General features: G+C 26.8%; 18 protein-coding genes, 1 other RNA gene and 1 pseudogene. 7 read left to right on the top strand and 13 right to left on the bottom strand.

From position 1 onward, the window contains the following. Window positions 1-139 precede the first annotated feature (139 nt). Entirely contained in the window at window positions 140-601 is a 462-nt protein-coding gene (gene rnhA, locus CRV09_RS03405) for a ribonuclease HI (protein WP_136132731.1), read from the bottom strand. A 49-nt stretch (window positions 602-650) separates the two neighbouring features. Here rnhA and dnaQ point away from each other — a divergent pair, with 49 nt between their 5' ends. The 3 genes from dnaQ to puuE all read left to right on the top strand — a co-directional run bounded on the left by dnaQ (window position 651) and on the right by puuE (window position 3,498). After that, window positions 651-1,382 carry a DNA polymerase III subunit epsilon gene (gene dnaQ / locus CRV09_RS03400; RefSeq protein ID WP_136132730.1) on the top strand — a complete coding sequence of 244 codons (732 nt, stop codon included), beginning with the start codon at window positions 651-653 and terminating at the stop codon, window positions 1,380-1,382. 387 nt (window positions 1,383-1,769) lie between these two features. Continuing rightward, on the top strand, window positions 1,770-2,504 hold the full coding sequence (locus CRV09_RS03395; RefSeq protein ID WP_136132729.1) for an aspartate/glutamate racemase family protein: 735 nt from the start codon (window positions 1,770-1,772) through the stop codon (window positions 2,502-2,504). 25 nt (window positions 2,505-2,529) lie between these two features. Further along, window positions 2,530-3,498, top strand: a complete 969-nt coding sequence (puuE, locus tag CRV09_RS03390; protein WP_136132728.1) for an allantoinase PuuE — start codon at window positions 2,530-2,532, stop codon at window positions 3,496-3,498. 37 nt (window positions 3,499-3,535) lie between these two features. On the opposite strand, the gene CRV09_RS03385 is transcribed toward puuE, so the two are convergent. The 3 genes from CRV09_RS03385 to CRV09_RS03375 are packed head-to-tail and all read right to left on the bottom strand — an operon-like array spanning window position 3,536 to window position 6,736. After that, on the bottom strand, window positions 3,536-4,933 hold the full coding sequence (locus CRV09_RS03385) for an AtzE family amidohydrolase (protein WP_136132727.1): 1,398 nt from the start codon (window positions 4,931-4,933) through the stop codon (window positions 3,536-3,538). Beyond that, window positions 4,930-5,115, bottom strand: coding sequence for an AtzG-like protein (locus tag CRV09_RS03380; protein WP_136132726.1), 186 nt, complete (start codon window positions 5,113-5,115; stop codon window positions 4,930-4,932). The genes CRV09_RS03385 and CRV09_RS03380 overlap by 4 nt, the downstream gene beginning before the upstream one ends. A 19-nt stretch (window positions 5,116-5,134) precedes the next feature. After that, window positions 5,135-6,736: a gamma-glutamyltransferase family protein gene (locus CRV09_RS03375; RefSeq protein WP_136132725.1), complete on the bottom strand. Its 1,602-nt coding sequence runs from the start codon at window positions 6,734-6,736 to the stop codon at window positions 5,135-5,137. 318 nt (window positions 6,737-7,054) lie between these two features. On the opposite strand from CRV09_RS03375, the gene CRV09_RS03370 reads away from it, so the two are divergent. The 3 genes from CRV09_RS03370 to ybaL all read left to right on the top strand — a co-directional run bounded on the left by CRV09_RS03370 (window position 7,055) and on the right by ybaL (window position 12,055). Further along, a complete protein-coding gene (locus CRV09_RS03370; RefSeq protein ID WP_136132724.1) occupies window positions 7,055-8,305 on the top strand; it encodes a pyridoxal-phosphate-dependent aminotransferase family protein in 1,251 nt (416 codons plus the stop codon). Next, the gene (gene hpxK / locus CRV09_RS03365; protein ID WP_241973714.1) at window positions 8,274-9,542 is read left to right on the top strand and encodes an allantoate amidohydrolase; all 1,269 of its coding nucleotides are present in this window, start codon (window positions 8,274-8,276) and stop codon (window positions 9,540-9,542) included. The genes CRV09_RS03370 and hpxK overlap by 32 nt, the downstream gene beginning before the upstream one ends. 824 nt (window positions 9,543-10,366) lie before the next feature. After that, the gene (gene ybaL, locus CRV09_RS03360) at window positions 10,367-12,055 is read left to right on the top strand and encodes a YbaL family putative K(+) efflux transporter (protein ID WP_136132723.1); all 1,689 of its coding nucleotides are present in this window, start codon (window positions 10,367-10,369) and stop codon (window positions 12,053-12,055) included. Here ybaL and hemH read toward each other — a convergent pair. From hemH to dnaX, 5 genes and pseudogenes are all read right to left on the bottom strand, one after another. Next, window positions 12,050-13,009, bottom strand: a complete 960-nt coding sequence (gene hemH / locus CRV09_RS03355; protein WP_136132722.1) for a ferrochelatase — start codon at window positions 13,007-13,009, stop codon at window positions 12,050-12,052. The two genes, ybaL and hemH, sit on opposite strands and share 6 nt — an antisense overlap. An 88-nt stretch (window positions 13,010-13,097) precedes the next feature. Then, window positions 13,098-13,742: an adenylate kinase gene (gene adk / locus CRV09_RS03350; protein ID WP_136132721.1), complete on the bottom strand. Its 645-nt coding sequence runs from the start codon at window positions 13,740-13,742 to the stop codon at window positions 13,098-13,100. Window positions 13,743-13,909: 167 nt separating this feature from the next. After that, a complete protein-coding gene (gene htpG, locus CRV09_RS03345; protein WP_136132720.1) occupies window positions 13,910-15,781 on the bottom strand; it encodes a molecular chaperone HtpG in 1,872 nt (623 codons plus the stop codon). 284 nt (window positions 15,782-16,065) lie between these two features. After that, window positions 16,066-16,395 carry a YbaB/EbfC family nucleoid-associated protein gene (locus CRV09_RS03340; protein ID WP_136132719.1) on the bottom strand — a complete coding sequence of 110 codons (330 nt, stop codon included), beginning with the start codon at window positions 16,393-16,395 and terminating at the stop codon, window positions 16,066-16,068. Between the two features lie 242 nt (window positions 16,396-16,637). Continuing rightward, window positions 16,638-17,726 (bottom strand): annotated as a pseudogene (gene dnaX, locus CRV09_RS03335) (DNA polymerase III subunit gamma/tau); the annotation flags it as partial. Between the two features lie 515 nt (window positions 17,727-18,241). Between dnaX and CRV09_RS03330 the strand changes: the two are divergent. Then, window positions 18,242-18,457: an HHA domain-containing protein gene (locus CRV09_RS03330; protein ID WP_136132717.1), complete on the top strand. Its 216-nt coding sequence runs from the start codon at window positions 18,242-18,244 to the stop codon at window positions 18,455-18,457. A gap of 94 nt (window positions 18,458-18,551) precedes the next feature. On the opposite strand, the gene ffs is transcribed toward CRV09_RS03330, so the two are convergent. From ffs to ppiD, 4 genes are all read right to left on the bottom strand, one after another. Next, window positions 18,552-18,648, bottom strand: an RNA gene (gene ffs / locus CRV09_RS03325) — signal recognition particle sRNA small type. A gap of 175 nt (window positions 18,649-18,823) precedes the next feature. Further along, complete coding sequence (locus tag CRV09_RS03320; protein WP_136132716.1) at window positions 18,824-20,572, bottom strand: SmdB family multidrug efflux ABC transporter permease/ATP-binding protein; 1,749 nt, start codon at window positions 20,570-20,572, stop codon at window positions 18,824-18,826. 21 nt (window positions 20,573-20,593) lie between these two features. Continuing rightward, a complete protein-coding gene (locus tag CRV09_RS03315) occupies window positions 20,594-22,339 on the bottom strand; it encodes a SmdA family multidrug ABC transporter permease/ATP-binding protein (protein WP_136132715.1) in 1,746 nt (581 codons plus the stop codon). Between the two features lie 436 nt (window positions 22,340-22,775). Beyond that, a complete protein-coding gene (ppiD, locus tag CRV09_RS03310) occupies window positions 22,776-24,632 on the bottom strand; it encodes a peptidylprolyl isomerase (RefSeq protein WP_136132714.1) in 1,857 nt (618 codons plus the stop codon). Window positions 24,633-24,685 lie beyond the last annotated feature (53 nt).

The following is a 24,685-nucleotide window of genomic DNA, read 5'->3' as shown; positions in this document are numbered from 1 at the left end:
TAACAAGGTAACCGTAGGGGAACCTGCGGTTGGATCACCTCCTTACTTATTTATATAAAAATGCTTTTCTGCGAAGTACCTACATAAATTGTCTGATAATTAATTTGTTGTCTTAATAATAAAGATTAAAAAATTTAAATTATATTTCATATCCAAAATCATAATATGTAGGATTTTTTGCTATACTACGGGCTAATGCATCACAACGATTGTTTTCGGGATGGTTTGAGTGACTTTTTATCCATTTCCATTGAATTGTATGATGATTAATTGCTATATCAAGTCTTCGCCAAAGATCTATGTTTTTTACTAATTTTTTTTTATATGTTTTCCAATTGTGATTTTTCCAACTATGAATCCAAGTAGTAATACCGTAACGTACATATTGACTATCAGTATTCAAAACTATATCACAGTTTTTTTTTAAAATTTCTAATGCAATAATAGTTGCCATGAGCTCCATACGGTTATTTGTGGTAAGATAATAACCAGCGCTAAATATTTTTTCATAAGAACCATGTTTTAAAATTATAGCGTATCCGCCAGGTCCAGGATTTTTTAAACAAGATCCATCTGTAAATATTTCTATTTTTTTATACATTTTTATTATACACTCAATCAATATATTATTAATAGAACAAAATTTATATATGAGTATTATATCTAATCGTCAAATATTTTTAGATACTGAAACAACTGGAATAAATAAGACTGGAGTTTATTATGAAGGTCATAGAATAATCGAAATAGGTGCTGTTGAAGTAATTAATCGTCGTTTAACAGGAAATAATTTTCATAAATATTTAAATCCAAATAGATTAATAAATAATGAATCATTTAAAATTCATGGCATTTCTAATCATTTTTTATATAACAAACCTACTTTTAAAGAAATAGCTCTAGAATTTATTAATTATATTAAAGATTCTGAGTTAGTAATTCATAACGCATTATTTGATATTGATTTCATAAATTATGAAATGAGTAAATTGAAAATAGGTATAAAAAGTATTGAAAATATTTGCCGCATTACAGATAGTCTTGAAATATCACGCAAAATGTTCCCTGGTAAGAGAAATAGCCTTGATGCTCTTTGTATGCGCTATAAAATAGATATTAGTAATCGTAAATTACACAGTGCAATAATAGATGCTAAGCTTTTATCTGAAGTTTTTTTAATGATGACTGGTGGTCAGATATCCTTGTCTTTTTCAAAGGATAATGAAAAACAAAAATATCAAGATTATAATGTTAAAAACATTAATAAAAGAGAATCATCTTTAAAGATTATTCTTGCTAATGACAAGGAAATATTAGCTCATGAAAAAGTTATAGATTTAATTAAACAAAAAAAAGGTTTTTGTTTATGGCTTAAAGCATAATTGATTTATTAAGTAAGCATATGTTTTTTATACTTATAAAATATTTAATTAATAAAAATTCTAAAAATAACCATCTTTAAGTTCAAAACAAAAAAATAAATAATAAATATCTTTTCCATCAACATAATGATAAATGATTAATAATCACCATAGTCTATAATACCTATTAATTATTAGATAATATAAATTTTTGTCAATAAAATTTCTTTATAAAATATTATTAACCAATAATATACAGTATTATATTGTTGATATTAACAATAATATTCTCATCAAAAATTGTAATTATAAATTAGAATTGGTCAATTTTAAATTGTGATTTTTAATAATTATTAAAACATTTTTATGATTTATTTTAACAAAATTTTTGTTTCAAAGGGTGATATTATGCAATTAATTCAAGTAATTAATCCTAATACCAGCATAGAAGTTACCAAAATTATCAATCAGACGACTAAAAAAGTAAAATTAAATAATATTGATATTACAGTGGTTTCACCAACTAAAGGAGGTGTATCATCGATTGAAGGAAGTTTTGATGGAATAATCGCTGCTATGAGTGTATTAGATCAGGTAAAACTTGGTAGGTTACAAGGTGTGTTAGGTCATGTTATAGCCTGTTTTGGAGATCCAGGCCTAATAGCAGCACGTGAAATATCTGTCAGACCTGTAATTGGTATGGCTGAAGCAGCTATGCATGTTGCTACATTTGTATCAACTAGATTTTCTATAATAACTACACTTCCACGTACTTTAATAATAATAAAACAATTATTACACCAATACGGTTTTATGCAACATTGTGCTGCAATACATGATATTAATTTTTCAGTATTAGAATTAGCAAAAAATAAAGAACAAGCATACCAAAAAATAATTAAGTGTTGTATGAAAGCAAAAAATAATGATGGTATTGGTGCTATCATTTTAGGTTGTGCTGCTATGTCTAATTTAGCTCCCTTATTAACAGAAGAACTTCAAATACCAGTTATAGATGGTATTATTGCTGCAATCAATATGGTTGAATTACTCAATAAACTATCTTTAGGTATTAGTAAATATGGTGATTTAGATTTTCCTTCTTATAAGAAACTTTCAGGTATATTTCAACATTTAAGTTAAGAAATTATAATATTAAAATAAGTTTATGATAAATAATAATTATATAAAACAAATTTCGTCAGATAAAAATTATCCAAGAGATTTAATTGGTTATGGATCTAATCAACCTCATGCTAATTGGCCAAAAAATGCTCGTATAGCAATTCAATTTGTTTTAAATTATGAAGAAGGAGCTGAAAATCATATATTACATGGTGATAAATATTCTGAAAAATTTCTTTCTGACCTTATTATTACTGATAGTTATCCAAATCGACATATGTCTATGGATTCACTTTATGAATATGGTTCACGTGTAGGATTTTGGCGAATTCACAACGAATTTCAAAAGAGAAAGTTACCATTGACAATTTTTGCAGTATCTATGGCTTTAACTAGAAATTATGAGATTGTTAAAGCAATAAAACAAGCAAATTATGACGTAGTTAATCATGGATTTCGTTGGATTAATTACCAAACAATAGATATTGAAATAGAACGTGAACATATTCATAAATCAGTTGAATTGTATTCAGATATTTTTGGAAAACTTCCAACTGGTTGGTACACTGGTCGCGATAGTCCAAATACAAGAAGTTTGCTAATAGAACAAGGTTGTTTTACTTATGACAGTGACTACTATGGAGATGATTTGCCTTTCTGGACATATGTAAATTGTAAAGATGGAAGTTTAAAAAAACACTTAATTATTCCTTATACTCTTGATTGTAATGATATGCGTTTTACTTTACCACAAGGGTTTAATACCGCTAAACATTTTTTTATTTATCTAAGAGATACATTTAATGTCTTATATGATGAAGGTAAAATTAAACCTAAAATGATGTCTATTGGTATGCATTGTAGGATTATAGGACGACCAGGAAAGTTTAATGCTTTAAAAAAATTTCTGAATTACATTCATAATTATAAGGATATATGGATTTGTACTCGTCAGCAAATATCAGACCATTGGATAGATAAACATTCTAATACTACAATAAAAAATAACTAATTTATACTATAGATAAGTTATAATATACAATATGTAATTATTTGTCTGTCATACTAATTTGCGGCATGGTTAATCCTTTTTTTTCTAAGATATGTGCTGCATATAATGTTAGTTCTTCCTTAAAAGGAGCAGCAATAAGTTGAAGACCAATTGGTAATCCACTTTGTGTGAGAAATGGCACTGTACAAACAGGCAAACCAAGGAAAGAAATAGGTTGGGTTAACATACCCATACTAGATTTTGCAGGTAAATCATGACCATTAATACAAATATTTTGTTGGCCTATAGAAATAGCAGTACATGGTGTTGCAGGGGCAATCAATACATCGAATTTTTTAAATAATGGTAATACTTGTTGTTTGAAATAGTAACGAAAACGTTGTGATTGTATATACCAGGCAGCTGGCATTATTGCACCAGCCAGTAAACGTTCTCGAGAATTTGGTTCAAATTTTTCTGGTATTTGCCTTAATAAAGGTAAATATTGATTACCACTTTCTCCTGCTGTTATTATAAAAGCAGCAGAACGTGCTAATTCTGCTTCTGGAATAATAATTTCATCATCAGCTCGTAGTTCTTTTCCAGCAACATTCATCGCTTTATGAGCATCTTCATTACACCAATATGAAAAAAATCCTTTTAACAAACCACATCTTAATTTATTTCTTTTTTTATTCAATTTAATTAAAGTTAGATTAGTAGAACATTTAACTTGGAATAAGTCTTTAATATCTTTGCCTTGAACATGATCATATACTATAGATAGGTCTTCAACTCTACGTGCGAATAAACCAATGTGATCAAGGCTAGAACAAAAAGTATGAGTTCCAGTACGAGATAATCTTCCAAAAGTAGGTTTTAAACTAAATATACCACATAATGAAGCAGGAACGCGGACTGAACCGTTAGTATCTGTACCTAACGAAAAATGAACTAATCCTGCTGCTACTGCAGCAGCAGAACCGCCAGATGAACCTCCTGCTATACGAGTTAAATCGTGAGGATTGTAAGTAGTTCCAAAATAACTATTCTCTGTAGTAAATCCATAAGCATAAGCATCCATATTCAGCATGCCTGAAAGAATTGCACCTAATTGAGATAACTTTGATATAATCCAAGCATCATTATGAGCTATAGATTGTTCAATAAATAAACTAGCTCCAGATAAAGTAGTGTATCCGCACACATCAAATAAATTTTTTACTGCATAAGGAATACCTGATAACAATGTTAATTGTTCACCTTTTAATCTTTTTTTATCTACAATATCAGCTTCTTTTAATATACGTTTTTTAGTAATTTCAGTCCAAGCATTTAATTTTGGGTTATTTTTTTCTATCATTTCAATAGTTTTATTTGCAATTTCATTTGCACTGATATCTCCTTTTTGAATTGCTTTATTTAAAGTTAAAATTGAAACATTACTTAATTTCATAAATTATAAACTCCTGCTACTGGTATACGATCTTCTAATGGAAATGCCATTAAAGGTGTTGCTATATTAGAAATATTTTTTATTTGTTTGATTATTTCAGAGTGATTGAGTTTATCTAAATTAAAATTCATCAATATTTCCATTTGCATTACATATTCTTGCCAATCAATGATGTTGTTCATATTTATTTATATCCTGTTATTAAAATCCAGAAGCACTTCCATTACAACGTGGATCACTTCCCCCTTCTAACGTACCATTATCATGACGTACTATGACACCAGCATGACCAACTTCCTCGCTAAAATTAGATAAAAGTTCTATTTTATGACCTAGATATTGTAATTTTTTGATATTTTTGAATGTAAAACGTTTTTCAATTTTTAAAGAACTCGAAGAATCTCCCCAAGTTCTTCCAAGTATCCATCTTGGCATAGTTATTGCTTTTTGAAGTTGGAAATCTTGAATTACATACCTAGTGAAGATAGCTGCTTGAATTTGAGGTTGACCATCACCTCCCATTGAACCATAAACCATAATACGTTTGTCTTTAAGTTTTGCAGCAGCTGGATTTAATGTGTGAAATGGTTGTTTTCCAGGTGATAATGCTAAAATATGTTTTGGATTCAAGCTAAAAGCTACACCACGATTGTGCCAAATAATACCAGTATTTGGTATTACGACTCCACTACCAAATTCATGATAAATACTTTGAATAAATGATACAGCTAACCCATTTTTATCTATTGCACCTAGCCAAACTGTATCACCAGAACCACATTCTGTTTTTCTCCAATATGAAGCCTTGTTATCATTAATTTGATTAGCTAATTTAATAAAATTTTCTTCAGTAAGAAGCAATTTTAAATTTTTAGAAATATATTTAGGATCAGTAATATATTTATCTCTTAATGAAAAAGCTTTTTTTGTAGCTTCTACAATACGGTGTACTGTTTGTGTACTATTAGCATTTTTCATATTTAATTTATCAATAATTCCTAAAAGCATTAAAGATGCAATTCCTTGTGTTGGTGGCATTGTATTCCATATATCCCCTGTACTATGAGCAATATGTAATGGTTTATATCGAAAAGCATTGTATTCATTTAGATCTTGAAGATTTATAGGCATTTTAAGTTTTGACATTTGTTTTGCTAGGTGATTTGACAAATTTCCTCGATAAAAACTATCAATGCCTTCTTCAGTTAATTGAACTAATGTTCTTGCTAATTCCGGTTGAATAAAGCGATCACCTACTACAGGTATTTCACCTTTCAATAAAAAAGTTTTAGCAAAACCTGGTTGGTTTTTTAATTCTGTCAATTTTTTTTTAGTTGCATTAAATTGTGATGTAGTAACTGGAAATCCGTATTTAGCATAAAGAATTGCATCATTTAGTAAACGTTTTAATGATATTGGTGCAATTGATTTATTTATATTTAATTCAGCAGAAATACAAAGTGCTTCTTTCCAACCACTTAGTGTGCCAGCTATAGTTAAAGCTGATTTTGGACCACGATGTGGAATACAAGATTCATTACGATAAAAATCAAAATCAGCTAAAGAGCCAGCAGTACCGCTAGCATCAATAGCTATTGGTTCTCTTTGAGGAGGTATTATTAACCAAAAACCATCTCCACCTAATCCATTCATATGAGGGTAAACAACTGATATTGTTGCTGCTGCTGCAACAATAGCTTCAATTGCGTTTCCACCTTCTTTTAATATTGATAATGCAGTTCCACTTGCCAAATGATGAGGAGTTACTACCATTCCTGATAATGCCATTTTACTATAAATCATTGTTTTTTTAAATTAAAATTATTATAAATATTGTATATTATAAACAAATATAAAATTATTATTTATTATAAATAATTTGATATTCATAATAATTAATTATTAGAATAAATTAAAATATTTAATATTTGTTGTTTATAAAACATAAATTTATATTAATTTAATATTTCTCATAGTAAAAATTTATTTTTGATCATAATACATAGTAAATTAAAAAACACATTAAGAACATTATTAAAATAATTTATTATATTATCTTTGTTAAAGATAACATTTACTTTCTTTATATTAATTAATAATTATTTAACAGGGAACTAAGAAATGGATATTATAAAATATAAGCAAATTAATTTACCACAACGTTTACTTATGGGACCAGGACCTATTAATGTCGATCCTCGTATTCTACACGCTATGTCAAGTCAATTGATAGGTCAATATGATCCTGCTATGAATCATTATATGAATGAAATCATGATACTTTATCGTAGTTTATTTCGAACAAGAAATAATTGGACTTTATTAATAAATGGAACTTCTCGAGCGGGTATTGAATCTATATTAGTATCTGTAATCCATCCTAATGATAAAGTATTAGTTTTAGTTTTTGGAAGATTTGGTTATTTATTATGTGAGATTGCACGTCGCTGTCATGCAAAAGTTTATAGTATAATAGTACCATGGGGAGAAATTGTAACCCCTGATAGAGTAGAAGATGCTATAAAAAAAATAAAACCAAAATTATTACTTACAGTACATGGCGATACATCAACTACCATGTTACAACCTCTAAAAGAACTAGGTATTATATGTAAAAAATATAATGTATTGTTTTATACTGATGCTACTGCATCATTAGGTGGTAATATATTAGAAACAGATAAATGGGGGTTGGATGCTGTATCTGCTGGAATGCAAAAATGTCTTGGAGGACCTTCAGGTACCTCACCTATTACTTTAAGTCCTAAAATAGAAGGAGTAATTAGAAAACGTAAATGTATAGAAGAAGGTATTCGTACTCAATTACATAAAAATGGTTGTAATGAAATGATATATTCTAATTACTTTGATCTTGGAATGATCATGGATTATTGGGGTCCAGAACGTCTTAATCATCATACTGAAGCTACTACTGCACTTTATGGAGCTAGAGAATGTGCACGTATTATTTTACAAGATGGATTAGAAGAAAATATTTATCGTCATAAAATACATGGTGAAGCTATATTGCAAGGGATAAAAGGCATGGGGCTTGAAATTTTTGGCAATACAAAATATAAAATGAATAATATTCTAGGGGTGATCATTCCATCAAATATTAATGGCAATCAAGTAAGAAGGTTGATGCTAGAAGATTTCTCAATTGAAATAGGCACTTCTTTTGGTCCATTAGATGGTAAAATTTGGCGCATTGGTACAATGGGTTATAATGCTCGTAAAGACTGTGTAATGCAAACTCTTTCTGCATTAGATGCAGTTTTAAACCATCTTGGATATATTACAGTACAGGGAGCTGCATTACAAGCTGCATGGAACTATTATGACATTAAAAAACAAAATGATAGGAATTGATGAAGCAATAATATCTGCTAAACGTGTTATGTTTCGTTGTAATAAATTAGCTAAAATAACATGTATGAAAATTGGAATAACACGTCTATATTTATCTCCAGAGCATTCATTAGTTAATGAATTAGTAGGAAATTGGATGAAAAAAGCAGGTATGATAGTCAGACAGGATGAAGTGGGTAATATTTGCGGTCGCTATGAATCAAAGTATATTAATTCTCCTGCAATTGTTTTAGGTTCCCATTTAGATACAGTAAGGAATGCTGGTCGTTATGATGGTATATTAGGGGTCTTAACTGCTATTGAGATAGTATATTGGTTGAATAAAAACCAAACAAGATTAAAATTAGCCATTGAAGTTATAGGATTTGGTGATGAGGAAGGTACTAGATTTGGAATAACACTTCTTGGCAGTCGAGGCTTAACTGGAACTTGGAAAAAAGAATGGTTATTATATACTGATAAGGATGGAATTACTATAAGTGAAGCTATGACTAACTTTGGACTTGATATCAGGAAAATTAAAGATGCTTCTAGAAATATAAAAGATATTGTGGCTTATATCGAATTTCATATAGAACAAGGTCCTTGTTTAGATAATGAAAACCTACCACTAGGTGTTGTAACAACTATTCATGGTGCACGCCGTTTTAATTGCAGATTTATTGGACAGTCTGGACATGCTGGTACCGTTCCGATGTACTATCGTAAAGATGCTTTAGTTGCTTTTGCTGAATGGATGACATTCGTCGAACACAATACTTGCAAAAAACATCCCCAATTAGTAGCTACAGTTGGTTTTTTAAATTGCAAACCTGGAGCAACCAATGTAATTCCTGGAGAAGTAGATTTTTCATTAGATATAAGAGGTCCTAAAGACAGTTTGTTAGAATCTTTATCTACTACTTTACTAAAAGAAGCTAACATTATTGCTAATAATAGAAAATTATCTTTTGAATTTAAAGAATATTATAGAACTTCTGCAACAGTATGTGACATTAAATTACAAAAAATTTTATTTAATTCAATACAAGAATTACAAGGAAGATGCTTGTTATTACCAAGTGGAGCAGGTCATGATGCAATTGCTATTGCAGAATGTTGGCCAATTGGTATGTTATTTATACGCAATCATTTAGGTATTAGTCATAACCCTAAAGAATCAATAAATCTAGATGATTTAATTATATCCTTACAAGCTTATTCATATGCAGTTAATAAAATTATTAATAAAATATAAATTCTTAAAATAATATTGGATACTTGTTTAAATAAGTATAATCGTTTATATTTAAGTTGTATTACATAATATTAACTATTAGTAAACAATAATTAAATATTTAATTTACAATTATGTATCTTTTTTTATACTTATATACTATTAAAACACTAAAAATAAACAAATTTTTATATAATTTATTAATTAGTAATCCTATAATTTTTTATTGATTATAATATAATAATAGTTAATTAGTAACTACTAAAATAAGATAGATAAAATATCTTTAACTTAAAAAGTTAAACAAAAATAAAAAATAGTTTCAATAAAATATATTTTAAATACTTAATTAGTATTTTAGGTTTTATTTCATTAACATTTTAAATGTACTAGCTATTTTTACTTTAATCTTAAATAAAGATTATGCTTAATATTTTAAAGAATTAATGTGTTTGAAATTAATGCGTTTATTAAAATTAAATTAAAATTTGTTAAAATAAAAATATTATTTTTTTAGATAAAATTATTTATTAATTATTAAATAATTATGTTTATTAATTTTGTTTACATAATTGTTTAAAAATCTATATTAATTTTAAATTAGGTAATATATTTTAACTTCTTTATTCTTGATACTTTAAAAAAATAACTATTATTTAACTTTTTTTAAAATTGTTGCCTCTTATTTAATTTTATAAAATAAATATATCAATTAGACTAGTTCTTAAATATTATAATAAATTAAATTTAATAATTTAAAAAATAATTAATCTAATATCACTCATGCTGCTAATGTATTAAGATTAAATCTTATAGCAAAATAAATTTATATAGAGGAAATAAATATGCATCATCCAACACCATTAATTAATACTATTGTCGGTGCATTTATTTTATCTTTTATTTTTGGAATGCTAGCAAATCGTTTAAGAATTTCTCCTTTAGTAGGTTATTTAGCTGCAGGTGTTTTAGCTGGTCCTTTTACTCCAGGATTTGTTGCAGATATTAATCTAATACCTGAATTAGCAGAATTAGGTGTAATTCTACTTATGTTTGGTATTGGTTTGCATTTCTCTTTAGTAGATTTACTATCAGTAAAAGATATAGCAATTCCTGGAGCTATTGCTCAAATTACTATGGCAACCTTATTAGGAATGGGTTTATCATGGATGATAGGTTGGTCATGGTCAACTGGTTTAGTTTTTGGTCTATCTTTATCAACAGCAAGTACAGTAGTACTTATGCGTGCATTAGAAGAAAAAAAATTAATTAACAGTCAACGTTGTCAAATTGCTATAGGTTGGTTAATTGTCGAAGATATAGTAATGGTACTTGCACTAGTCTTGTTGCCAACTATAGCTAGTATATTAAGAAAAGGTAATACAAATTTTAATATGTTGTTAATAGATTTTTTATTAACAGCAAGCAAGGTTATTACCTTTATGGCATTAATGATGATCGTAGGTCGTCGAGCTATACCTTGGATACTTGCTAAAAGTGCTGCTACAGGTTCACGTGAATTATTTACTTTAGCAGTTTTAGCATTGGCACTAGGTATTGCATTTGGTGCTGTAAAATTTTTTAAAGTTTCTTTTGCTCTTGGTGCTTTTTTTGCTGGAATGGCATTAAATGAATCTGAATTAAGTCATCGTGCAGCTCATGATACTCTTCCTTTAAGAGATGCATTTGCTGTATTGTTTTTTGTTTCTGTAGGAATGTTATTTGATCCAATGATTTTGATTAAACAACCTATGGCAGTATTAGGATCATTAATCATTATTATTGTTGGAAAATCAATAGTAGCTTGGACTTTAGTTATATTATTAGGACATTCACGTCGAACTGCTTTAACAATTTCAGTTAGCTTAGCACAGATTGGTGAATTTGCATTTATTCTAACTGGATTAGGTATTGCTTTAGGATTACTAAATAATGAAGTACGTAGTTTGGTTTTAGCTGCAGCTATTCTTTCAATAATAATAAATCCAATATTATTTTCTTTAGTAGAACGTTATTTAGCCAAAACTGCAGATATACAAAAACAAAATTTTAAAGAAAAAGAAGAAAAAAAACAACAAATCCCAGTAAATATTACTAACCATGCAGTAATTATAGGCTATGGTCGTGTTGGAAGTATAGTAGGAAAAAAATTAAATGAGATAGGTATACCATTAGTGGTTGTTGAAAATTCTGGACCAATGGTTGAAGAATTAAGAAAAAAAAATATTAATGCTGTTCTTGGAAACGCTACTCATGAAGATATTATTAACTTGACTAATTTAGATTATGCACGTTGGTTATTACTCACCATTCCAAATGGATATGAAGCAGGGGAAGTTGTTAACACAGTAAGAGAAAAAAATCAAAATATTGAAATTATTGCAAGAGCTCATTATGATGATGAGGTAAATTATATTATGGCACGAGGTGCTAATAAAGTGGTCATGGGTGAGCGTGAAATTGCTAACAGTATATTAAGAACTCTTAAAAATACTTTTGAAAAAGATAATACATCATTGCCAACGAATTTATAAAAATTGATTTACTAATTGACACATCATATCAATATGAGCACTTTCTGCATTTAGAGCAGGAATATATTCAAACCTCTCTCCTCCAGAATTCATAAAAAAATTTCTATTACGACTATCTAACTCTTCTAGCGTTTCTAAACAATCAGAAGAAAAACCAGGGCTAATTACTTGGATATATTTAATTCCTTTAGAAGGTAGACTTTGTATAGTTTTATCAGTATACGGAGTTAACCAAGGTTCATATCCAAAACGTGATTGAAAAGTTATTATAAACTGTTTATTAGTCAATCCAAGTTCTTTAATTAATGCATTAGTAGTGTCTAAACAACGTTGATGATAATCATCCCCTTCCGCAACTAATCGTTGTGGAATTCCATGATAAGAAACAACTAATATATCTGGTTTACCATGTTGTTTAAAAGAACGTTCAACGCAAATTTTAAGTGCATTTATATAGGCTGGATGATCTGCATAATCTCTAATAAAACATATATCAGGCAACGATTTATAATTTTTAAATACTTTGCTTAAATTATCCCATACTGCAGCTACTGTTGCAGAAGAAAATTGTGGATATAAAGGCAGTACAATTAGTCTATTTATGCCTTTTTTTATTAATTTGTATACTGAATTTTTTATACTAGGATTGCCGTAATTCATTCCAATTTCTACTGGTATATTTAAAGCCAATTCTAATGCATCTCTTTGATGTTTAGTATTTATAAGTAGAGGAGATCCTTCATTTCTCCATATGGAAATATACATTTTTGATAAGTATATAGATCTTAATGGTAAAATAATACCATTAAGAATTGGCCACCAAATTAAATACGGTATATTGATAACGCGCTTATCACTTAAAAACTGTCTTAAATAACGCCTAATTGCTGATCTAGTAGGACAATCGGGAGTACCTAGATTAACTAATAGTACACCAGGATTAATTTTACTCATAATTATTCCTCGATAGTTTATACAAGCTTATTTAAAAAAATAATATTATAACTATAATATTTTTGTATTTTTAATACTAATATTTTTACTATCCAAGAATTTTAATTACTTGTGAGCTTACTTCAGATACTTTTTTAGAGCCATCTATTTTAGAATAAACAACATTACCTAATTTAGCTTCGTTTTTATAATATTTGATCAATGGAGCTGTAATTCGATGATATTCTTTAAGTCTATCGAGGAGTACATTTGCTTGATCATCTTTACGAATATCTAATTTTTCACCAGTTATATCATCTTTGTTTTCTAATTTAGGAGGATTAAATAATACATGATAAACTCGACCTGATGGTATGTGTATCCTGCGACCTATTATACGTTTCATTATTAATTCATTAGGAACAATAAATTCCAAAACATTATCTATTTTTATACCTATTTTTTTCATAGCATTTGCTTGACAAATGGTTCTAGGAAAACCGTCTAATAAAAAACCATTTTTACAGTCTTTATGACAAATTCGATCATTTACTAATGAAATAATTATTTCATCTGTAATTAACTTTCCTTGATCCATTATAGTTTTTGTTGATTTACCAATTTCTGTATTTTTATTTATTAGATTACGTAACATATCTCCTGTAGAGATTTGAGGAATACCGTATTTTTCTATGATGAATTGAGCTTGAGTACCTTTACCTGTACCCGGAGGTCCGAGCAAAACGATACGCATCACAAAAATCTCCTTGAGTATAGATATAATTTATTTAATAATATATTATAAATTATACTATGCCCATTATTATAGCAAAAACAATACCTCTTACTATTATTATCATTTATAACGAATACTAGTCATTGTTATTTATTTTATTAAAAAATAATGAATTTAATTAAATTTTATATCATTAATAATTTATTCATTCTAATAATAAATTTATTAGGATCTTCTAAAGTACCACATTCTGCTAAAAGAGATTGTTCTAACAATAATTCAATCCATTCATTAAAATCAATATCATTTTTAATATCTGATATTCGTTTTACCATTGGATGGTTCGGATTTATTTCAAAAATATACTTAACATCTGGTAAATCTTTTCCAGCTGCTGATAATAGTTTTGCCATTTGTGTTGTCATTTCATTTATATCAGTCGTAACAACTGCTGGAGTATTAGTAAGACGGTGAGTCAATCGAACTTCTTTTACTCTGTTATCTAACAAATCTTTCACTCTTTTTACAAATGGTTCTAATGTTTTTTCTATTTTTTTCTGTTCTTTAATTTCTTTATCTAATAATTTATTTAATGAATCATCTACTTTACTAACAGATTGGAATTTTTTACCTTCAAATTCATTTAAATTATTCATCATCCATTCATCTATACGATCTGAAAGTAATAAAACTTCTATATCTTTTTTATGAAACAATTCTAAATTAGGGCTGCTTTTAGCTGCAGTATAACTATCAGAGGTAATAAAATAAATTTTATCTTGACCTTCTTTCATTCGATTAATATAGTCTTCTACTGAAATTGTTTGCTCACTAGTATTGTTTTTTGTTGAAGTAAATCTTAGCAATTTAACTATATTTTTGTAATTAATACTATCTTCAGCTGGACCTTCTTTTAAAACCAAACCAAATTCTTTCCAAAAGATTTTATATTTCTCATTATCATTTTTAGCTAATGTTTCTAACATTTGAAGTACACGTTTAGTTAATGCTGTACATAAATTCTTTGTGATTTTACTATCTTGTAAAATTTCTCTGGATATATTAAGTGGAAGGTCACTAGAATCAATTAAGCCACGTACGAAACGTAAATAATTAGGTATAAATTGTTTAGCATCATCCATTATAAAAACACGTTTTACATATAGTTTAATTCCACTTTTATGATCACGATTCCACATATCAAAAGGTGCATGTGAAGGAATATATAATAAACTAATATATTCTTGTTTACCTTCTACTTTATTATGACTCCATGCTAATGGTTCTTTAAAATCATGAGTAATATGCTTGTAAAATTCATTATATTCTTCATTTTTAATTTCAGATTTATTGCGAGTCCATAATGCTTTTGCTTTATTTATCTTTTCCCATTCAGTAGTATTATTTTCTTTGTTTTGTGTTTCAATTTCTACTGATAAAGCAATATGATCAGAATATTTACTAATAATTCTACGTATATTCCATATGTCTAAAAAATCATTTTCTCCTTTACGTAGATGTAATGTTATTTCAGTGCCTCTTTCTGATTTTCTAACATTTGCAATAGTATATTCACCTTCGCCTGTTGATTCCCAAAATACTCCTTCATCTATAGGCAAACCAGCTGCCCTACTACGTATGGAAACTTTATCTGCTACAATAAATGATGAATAAAAACCTACTCCAAATTGACCAATAAGTTTATCTTTGGAATTATTAGAATCAATTGATTCAAGAAATAATTTAGTACCAGATTTTGCAATAGTGCCAATATTATCGATAACTTCTTGACGACTCATTCCAATACCATTATCATTAATCTTGATTGTTCGATTATTTTTATTAATCGAAATTCTTACATGTAATTCACTATCATCTTCATATAATTTAGAATTAGATAAAGCAAGAAAACGTAATTTATCAGCTGCATCTGATGCATTGGATATCAGTTCTCTTAAAAAAATTTCTTTATTAGAATAAAGGGAGTGAATCATTAAATGTAAAAGTTGTTTAACCTCTGATTGAAAATCTCTAGTTTCTTTTTCTTTCATAGCAATTTATACCTCAATAAACTTGATATCAAATGAAATAAAAAATATAATATTTAATGATAGCATCTAGCTAACTCGTAGAATAAAAACTTATTTATTAAATAAGTTACTAATATAAATGACAGTTTTATAAAAATTTATTTTTTTATTACATAATAAACTATTTTAATATATTTATTAATAATATAAAATATAAATTTTTATTTAATTATATTATCAGGATAATATAATAATTATTAAATATTACTTTTTTATTAATCATTCATTATTTTAATTAATAATTTTTTTATTTAAAAAGGCATTTTAAAACCTAATGGTATTTCCATATCTAAAGATAAAGAAGCCATTTTTTCTTTTTGGATATCATTAATACGACGTGCAGCATCATTGAATGCTGCTGCAATCAGATCTCCTAACATATCTTTATCATCTTCTAGTAAGCTTTGAGCTATTTCTATTCGTTTACAGTTATATACACCGTTGATAGTAACTTTAACCAAGCCTGCACCTGATTCACCAGTTACTTCTAATATTGCAATTTCTTTTTGAACTTTAGCCATTTTGTCTTGCATTTGTTTAGCTTGTTTCATTAAATTACTTAATCCGCCTTTGCCAAACATAATATTCTCTCAATTAAAGATAAATTTATTTTTTATTTAATGTAAGCTATTTTAAATACTTAATTATAATTTTTTTAGAATAATTAATCATCTTAAAATATATTTTAATATCTATTAAGTATATGAAGTACTTATTTTAATCATAATTATGCAATTATTACATTTTTGTATTATTTAATGTTCAATGTATTATTTTATATTCAATATAGGATTGATAATAAAATATTTTAATCTATTCAATTTTTAAAACGAAATGCTAATGCACGTAATAATGTTATATCAATTCCTATACGGTAGTTTGGAGCGATTAATAGGTCTTTTCGTCCCATTAAAATTATTTGGTAATAAAGTTGTAATTCATTAGGAGATGCTGTTTTTGCTAATTTATTTAAACGCGAAATATTGTCATATTTTTCTTCATTTGATGAAGAAGGTATTAGTTGAATCATTAAAACACGATGTAATAAACGTAACATATCTATTAACAATACTTCCCAATCTACACATCCTATAGATGAAATGATATCTAATAAATTCATAATTTTTTCACCATCACCTTCAACTAAAGCTTCAATTAAGCATAAAGGATATTCATTGTTAGAGATACCTAACATTGAATTTATGCCAACATTAGTAATGTGGCCATTACCTATTGCAATAGCTTGATCAGTGAGACTTAAAGCATCTCTCATGCTCCCATCTGCTGCTCTAGATATTATCTCTATTGTACCTGATTCACTAAAAATTCCTTCCTTTTGTAAAATATAATTAATTTTCTTACTAATCTGAATATCATCAAGTTTTTTAAGATGCAGTTTCATACAACGTGATAATATAGTTGCAGGAATCTTGTCTGGATCAGTAGTAGCAATTAAAAATTTTACATGCAAAGGAGGTTCTTCTAAATTTTTTAACAAAGCATTAAAACTATGACGTGATAGCATATGTATTTCATCTATTAAATAGATTTTAAATCTGCCATTTACTGGTGCATACTGAATGTTATCAAGTAAATCACGCATATCTTCTACTTTGGTTCTAGAAGCAGCATCAACTTCAATTAAATCTATAAATTTACCTTTTAAAATTTCTAAACAATTAGTGCACTTACCACATGGAATTACTGTAATACCAATTTTACAACTAAAACACATAGCTAAAATACGTGCAATAGTTGTTTTACCAACACCTCTTATGCCTGAAAAAAGATAAGCATGATGAATTCTTCCTAAAGACAACCCATTCATTAATGCCATTAGAACATGTTCCTGTCCAACAACGTCAGAAAAAATTTTGGGTCGCCATTTTCTCGCAAGTACTGTATAAGTCATAAAATAAAAATTTTGTTTTAATAATTATATATAATATCTTCTTATAAAGATAAATTGTACTGTACTAATCAAATAATCAATCCAATATGATTAAACTTATCTAAATAATATACATAAAATAAAAATAAATCATAATTATCTAATAAATATTTAAATTATTAATAATTTAAATATTTAACATACAAATACTTGTTTTTTAAAAAACATATCTAAAATTAACAATTTTTAAAATCACAATAATACAAATTAAGTTATTTATAAATCATACAAGACATTATCATTAATGCAATTTAAAAAGCACAATATATAAATTTTACTATACTTTTATTATATATACATTGTATTAATTCACTATCTAACTATTAAAGATAAAACATAATAATTGATATTACATTTGTTTTAGTAACAAAACATACGTTAATAAATGAATGCACATCTACAAGAGATTGATTTAAAATTATTTATTAATTTAACTATTTATTGTATAAAAATACGTATTTTAAAATGGTTTTTTTATGAACAAATCCTTAACAAAAATAGATTATTTAATGAGACTTAGACGTTGTCGTTCAATTGATACTCTTGAAAGAATTATTGAAAAAAATAAATATAAACTATCTGATGATCAATTAGCTATATTTTATTCAGCAGCAGATCATAGATTAGCAGAGCTAACAATGAACAAACTCTATGATAAAGTTCCTAGTTGTGTATGGAGATTTGTACGTTAATTTAATATTATTATTAATAGTAAATCTTTTTATATATGGAATTTTTTAGTTAATTAATAAACTGGTATAGGAACATTAATACTAGTATTGGTGTCCCTGTTAGTTACATTTCAGCACATGTATAACTTGTTATGGTTGCTTCTTTCCAGACCTGACCTAGTTAACAAGCTGACATTGCAAAAGAACCAACAAGCACACCGATTTTTTGGTTATTTATAAATAAACAATCACTTAATATTTTAAGTATAAAAGTTAAAAATTGCAAGTTTTATATGAATTTTATGTTGATATAATCATATTAATTAACATATTAATTTAATAATTTAGTATATTGTAATCATAGAATGAACTTATAAGTTACATTTATTATATAAAATTGTTTTTAGCTTGTTGTAATTGATACATTTGCCAATATTGTCCTTTATTTAGTATTAATTGTTGATGTTTTCCTTTCTCTGTTATCTTTCCTTTTTGTAGAACCAATATATTATCAGCATTCATTATAGTGGAAAATCGATGTGCTATAACTATTAATGTAATATTGTTTTTTAGTTTATATAGCGTCTGTTGTATAGCTTTTTCAGTACCATAATCAATATTAGCAGTGGCTTCATCTAAAATAATAATTTTAGGTAATTTTACTAATACACGTGCTAAAGATAACAATTGTTTTTGTCCTGCTGATAAAGTACTACCTCGTTCACCTAATTTAGTATAAATGCCTTTAGACATAGAATTAACTAAATTTATTAATTGTACTTGTTCTAATACATTCCAAATTACTTTTTCACTAATATCTCGACCCAAGCTTATATTCATTAACATACTTTCTGCTAGAATTATTGGATCTTGATGCACCATTGCAATACCGTTCTTAAGTGCAGAATGTGTTAATTGATTTATTGGACGATTGTCAATATAAATTTCACCGTAATTAGTTGGATAATAACCCATTAATAAATTTGCAAGTGTGCTTTTTCCACTTCCAGTATATCCAACTATACCAATAAAACTACAAGATGGAATTTTTAAATTAATATCAATTAAAACATTATGTTTGTGATCATACGAAAAATTTAATTTTTTAAGCTCAATACTTCCTGAACTTAACTGACAATTATCCCAACCATATTGTTGTTTTGTTGAATCCATTAATTCGAAAATACGTTCACCTGAAACAACTGCTTGCTGCAATACTGATTGTTGTGCAGCAAATTGAACTAAAGGTTCATTTAAACGACTAAGGTATGTTATAAAAGCATAAAGAACACCTATTTTGAAAATATTATGTATGTATAAATTAAATAATATCAATAAACTACACAATATCAGAGTAGATAATAAATTAAGTAAAGGTCTAAGCAAACAACCATCTAAACGTAATGTTTGCATTCTAGCTAAATAATGCAATTCACTAATTTCACGTATACGTTTTCTAAAACGCTTCTGTTGATGGAATTGTTGTATTACATCGATACCAATTATTACTTCATTAAAGATATTATTAATATCAGCAAAATAATTTTTTACTTGACGAGTAATAGGAGTACTATAATACTGATAAACAATTATTACTAATAAAACCATTGGAAACAAAATCATGGCTAATAATGCCATCTTCCAATCTAACAGCAACATAGCAATTAACATAGTAACAATTAGAATTGTACTTCTTAAAATTGTTGCTATTACGGATACATATAAGTCTTTAATTACTTCTGTATCATTAGTCATACGTGAAATTATTTGACCAATAGGTTTTTTATTAAAAATATTAAGTGGTTGATATAAAGCTACTTGCATTAAGTCCGTACGTAACTTTTGAATTACATTAATAGATAAATTATTAAATAAAAAAACTTGCCAATAATGTAATATAGCTGCTAATAATTGTAAAAAAACAACAATAATGATTAAACATTTAAATAACATTCCTGGTATTTGATGTTTAGAGACTAAATGATCAATAAAGTAGGTAATTAAAATAGGTCCACTTACTTCAATAACTACAGCAAACCATAGTACCGCTATGGCAAATAAAAAATATTTCTTCCAATTTTTTCCATAATATAACAAGCGTTTTAAAACTGGCCACCAATGTTGTGATTTATACATACAGCACTCCTATGTAATATCTTATTTATACAGCGCTGTTTCCAACTTTTGATAGGTATACATATTTCTATACCAACCAGGTTTTGTTACAAGTTTAATATGGTTTCCATGACTTATTATTTTACCTTCATTCAATACTAAAATTTCATCAGCTTTAATTAAAGATGATAAATGATTTGTGACTATAATTAGAGTATAATTTTTATTAAAATTTTTTAAATTATTTAAAATCTTATTTTCAGTAGAACTATCAATTGCCGATAGAGCGTCATCTAAAATTAATATTTCAGAATTAAGTAATAAAGCTCTAGCTAAAGTAATACGTTGTCTTTGTCCTCCTGATAGCAGAGTACCTCTTTCACCAACTTTTGTTTTATAACCTTCTGTTAAAAGTAATATATCATCATGTACACAAGCAATTTTTGCAACATTTTCTATTTCTTTTTGGTCTGCATTTGGTTTGCCTAAATTAATATTATCAGATATGGAATCAGAAAATAAAAAGGGTGTTTGATTTACAACTGCTAAGCGATTACGCCAAATATCTAATTTTAATTCTTTTAAAGATATACCATGATATAATATATCACCGTCTTTAACATCAAAACAACGTTGGATTAAACTAAGTATCGTACTTTTACCGCTTCCAGTAGGACCGCATATTCCTAAAGTTTTTCCTGGTTTTAGCTGAAAATGTAAATTTTCTAATACTAAGTTTGAACTATTAGGATAATAAAATTTATTAATCGAAACTTTTAAAATTCCTGGGTAATCAGGTAATATTATTTTTTGTTGTACATCTGTAACTGAGGGTTTTTCTGATAGTATAGTATTAATACGATTCCAAGAAGCATTTCCACGTTCAATTATATTAAATGTCCAAGCTAATGCCAACATCGGCCAAATCATTAAGCCAAGATACATTATAAAGCGTGTAAGTTGTCCAAGAGTCATTTGATTATGCCATACGGACCAACTTCCAGCACCTATTGCCAAGATATTTGATATTCCTATAGCAATGTAAATTGTAGGATCAAAACGTGCATCTATTTTAGTAACATTAATATTTTTATTGCTATTATCTTGCGCAATTCTAATAAATTTTTTTAGTTGATTTTTTTCAATACCAAACGATTTAATCATACGAATACTAGTCATACTTTCTTGTATGTAATTATTAAGAATAGAAAAAGATGATTGGGCTATTTTAACATTTTGATATAATTTTTTTCTGTAATAATGAATAAAACAAGCCATAATAGGCATAGGAATTAAAGATATTAAAGTTAACTTCCAATTTATTTGTATACTCATAATTGTAAGAACCATAGCGCTCATTACTATAGAATCAACTAAGGTTAATACACCTTCGCCTGCAGCAAATACTACACAGTCAACATCATGTGTAACACGAGCAATGAGATCTCCGGTACGATATTTTAAATAAAAAGATGTTTGTTGGATACTAAGTTGTCGGTAAAAAACATCTCTCAACTCAACTGCTAATTTATAAGATGCTCCAAATAATAAAATACGCCAAACATAGCGTAATATATAAATTATTATTGCCGTTATTAATGTTATAATAATCCACATAAATATGTGGTCATTGCTCATGTGTTTATAGGTAACTCCATCGATTACTACACTAACAACATATGGTGGTAATAATTGCATAATAGCGATAATAATTAGTAAAATAATTGCACCTAAGTATCGTTTCCATTCAAGTATAAAATACCAACTTAATTTATTAAATAATTGCACAAATTTATTCTCAGTTTTTTAATATTATTAAATAGAATAATAAATTATTTATTTTTTATCTAATTAATTATAACTATATATTTTTCAATGATTTTTATATAAGAAAGGATATCTTTTATTAAAGATTTTTAACTTATAGAAAGTTTTTTTGAGTAGTAATACACGAAAAATTAACATAAATAAGATTATTTTATGCTTAAAAAACATTTAATTCTTGATTAACTATTATAATTAGTTATTTTTTATTATTAAACACAAATTATATAATTAAACAATATATTTAAATAATTATTTTAATTTATAAATTTGTGATTTAATTATAATGATGATTCATCGGAAGACAGGATTTTATTAGATTAGAATTTATATATAAAATATCGTCAATAAATAAATTATAATTTTGAATTTTCTTTGAGAATTAATTAGCTCTTAGTACTTATGAAGTATCAACTCCATAATTATATGTTACACTAGCATGTTTAGATAAATTATTTAATAAAATCTTAATCATTATTTGAGAATGATCTTTTTCAATTATATCAATGAGTTTATTGATTTGATTTTTTTGCAGATGTTGTTCTTTAACTATTTTGTTCAACATAATTAATACTATGTTTCCTTTTTCATCTTCTACAAAACCCCAAGAAGCATTTCTATTGTTATTTTCAGAACTATTTTCTAAAAGTTCGAAGACCTTATTGTTAATAGGATTTTTAAAATTACGGCCGATAATTTTATATTTACTTAAAGTTATTCCTTCTTTAGCTAATGATTTTTTTATATCTTTGGCATTTAATAAATTTAAAGCTTTAAGTTTTGCTTGTTGCTGCGCTTTTTTTTGTTTTATTATGTTTATGATTTTTAATCTCACCTGGTTAATAGGTTTTAAACTTTTTTCTTTGCGTTCATCGATATGAATTACAATAGAATTGTAATTATCTAGTTTTATAACATCAGAATTAGTACCTACAACACTAACAGTGTTAGATAAAGCTTCTTTTATAACATTATAATTAATATCTTTAGGTATTTTATCAATAGTGAACCAAGTAGTTTTATTTGCTTTTATATTAGCTTGTGTTTCCACAGCATTTAAAGAATCGTTATTGAGAGCTGCTGCACTAACTTTTTTATTAATATCATTAAAACTATTGAACATATTTTCTTTTTTTATTTCATCAACAACAACACCATAAACCTCTGATAAAGATTTAGTTCTTCCTTTTTTAATATCATCTAAGTATACAATTAAAAACCCTTCAGGCAATTTAATTATATCTGATACTTGCCCCTTTTTTGTAAGATTAGAAGTTTTTATTTCTTGTGGTATAGCTGATAAATACATCCATCCTATATCCCCTCCTTTGCGAGCAGAGATTGGATCTACTGACATTGTCCTAGCTAATGTATAAAAAGATACACCTTTATTCAACTGTTGTAAAATATTTTTAGCATTGATTTCGGTTTTAGTTTGTATTATTCTATATCTATTTCTACCTTCAATGTAATAATTATCTTTATGTTTATTATACCAATCCTTAATATCAGATTCATTAATAGTTTTCTGTTTAATATTATTAGCATTTAATTTTATGTAACTAATGCGAAATTTTTCAGGTATCACAAAATCATCTGCATATTGCTGATAATATTCTTTTATTTCTTCGTTATTTACAGTTTGTTTTTTAGCTAATAAATTTACATCAATAATAGCTTGACGAATAATTCTTTTCTGAAAAAATAAATTCCCTAATTTTTTAGCTTCTCCTTTCAATATAAAATCACTATTTATTAGTATCTGTATCAACTGTTGAATTGAAATTTCTTTTCTTAATAATTCCACATATTGATCAGCAGTTAATCCTGTTTTGTTAATGATATTATTATATTTATCATTATCAAATTTACCATCTACTTGAAAAATCTGTTTGTTAAAAATAGCCTTTTTAAGTTGATCATCATTTATACATAAACTCAAATCATTTGCATAATTGCTTAATAATAATCTGTTAATTAAATAATTGATTACTTGTTGTCGTATATTATTTAAATATAAATTATTTTTTATTAAATCATTAAAAGAATTACCTAAATTTTGTCGTTGTTGATTTAGTTCGTAATTAAACGCACGCTCTAATTCAATAGATGTTATCTTTTGGCCATCAACCTTAGCTATATAATCTCTATTATGAATTAAATAACCACTAATGTTAGTAACAACAAATATTAATATTACCAGCCCCAAAATAATTCTAGTTATTAATGAATTAAATAATGTACCAAAACTGCTCATCTTGTAATAAAACTCAATTTAAGAGATATTGAAAACATTTTGAATTAACATTC

This window comes from Candidatus Pantoea edessiphila, assembly GCF_002933345.1.
Classification (GTDB): Bacteria; Pseudomonadota; Gammaproteobacteria; order Enterobacterales; family Enterobacteriaceae; genus Pantoea_C.
Note: the sequence above shows the minus strand (reverse complement) of the source record. Positions and strands in the feature narration are given on the sequence as shown.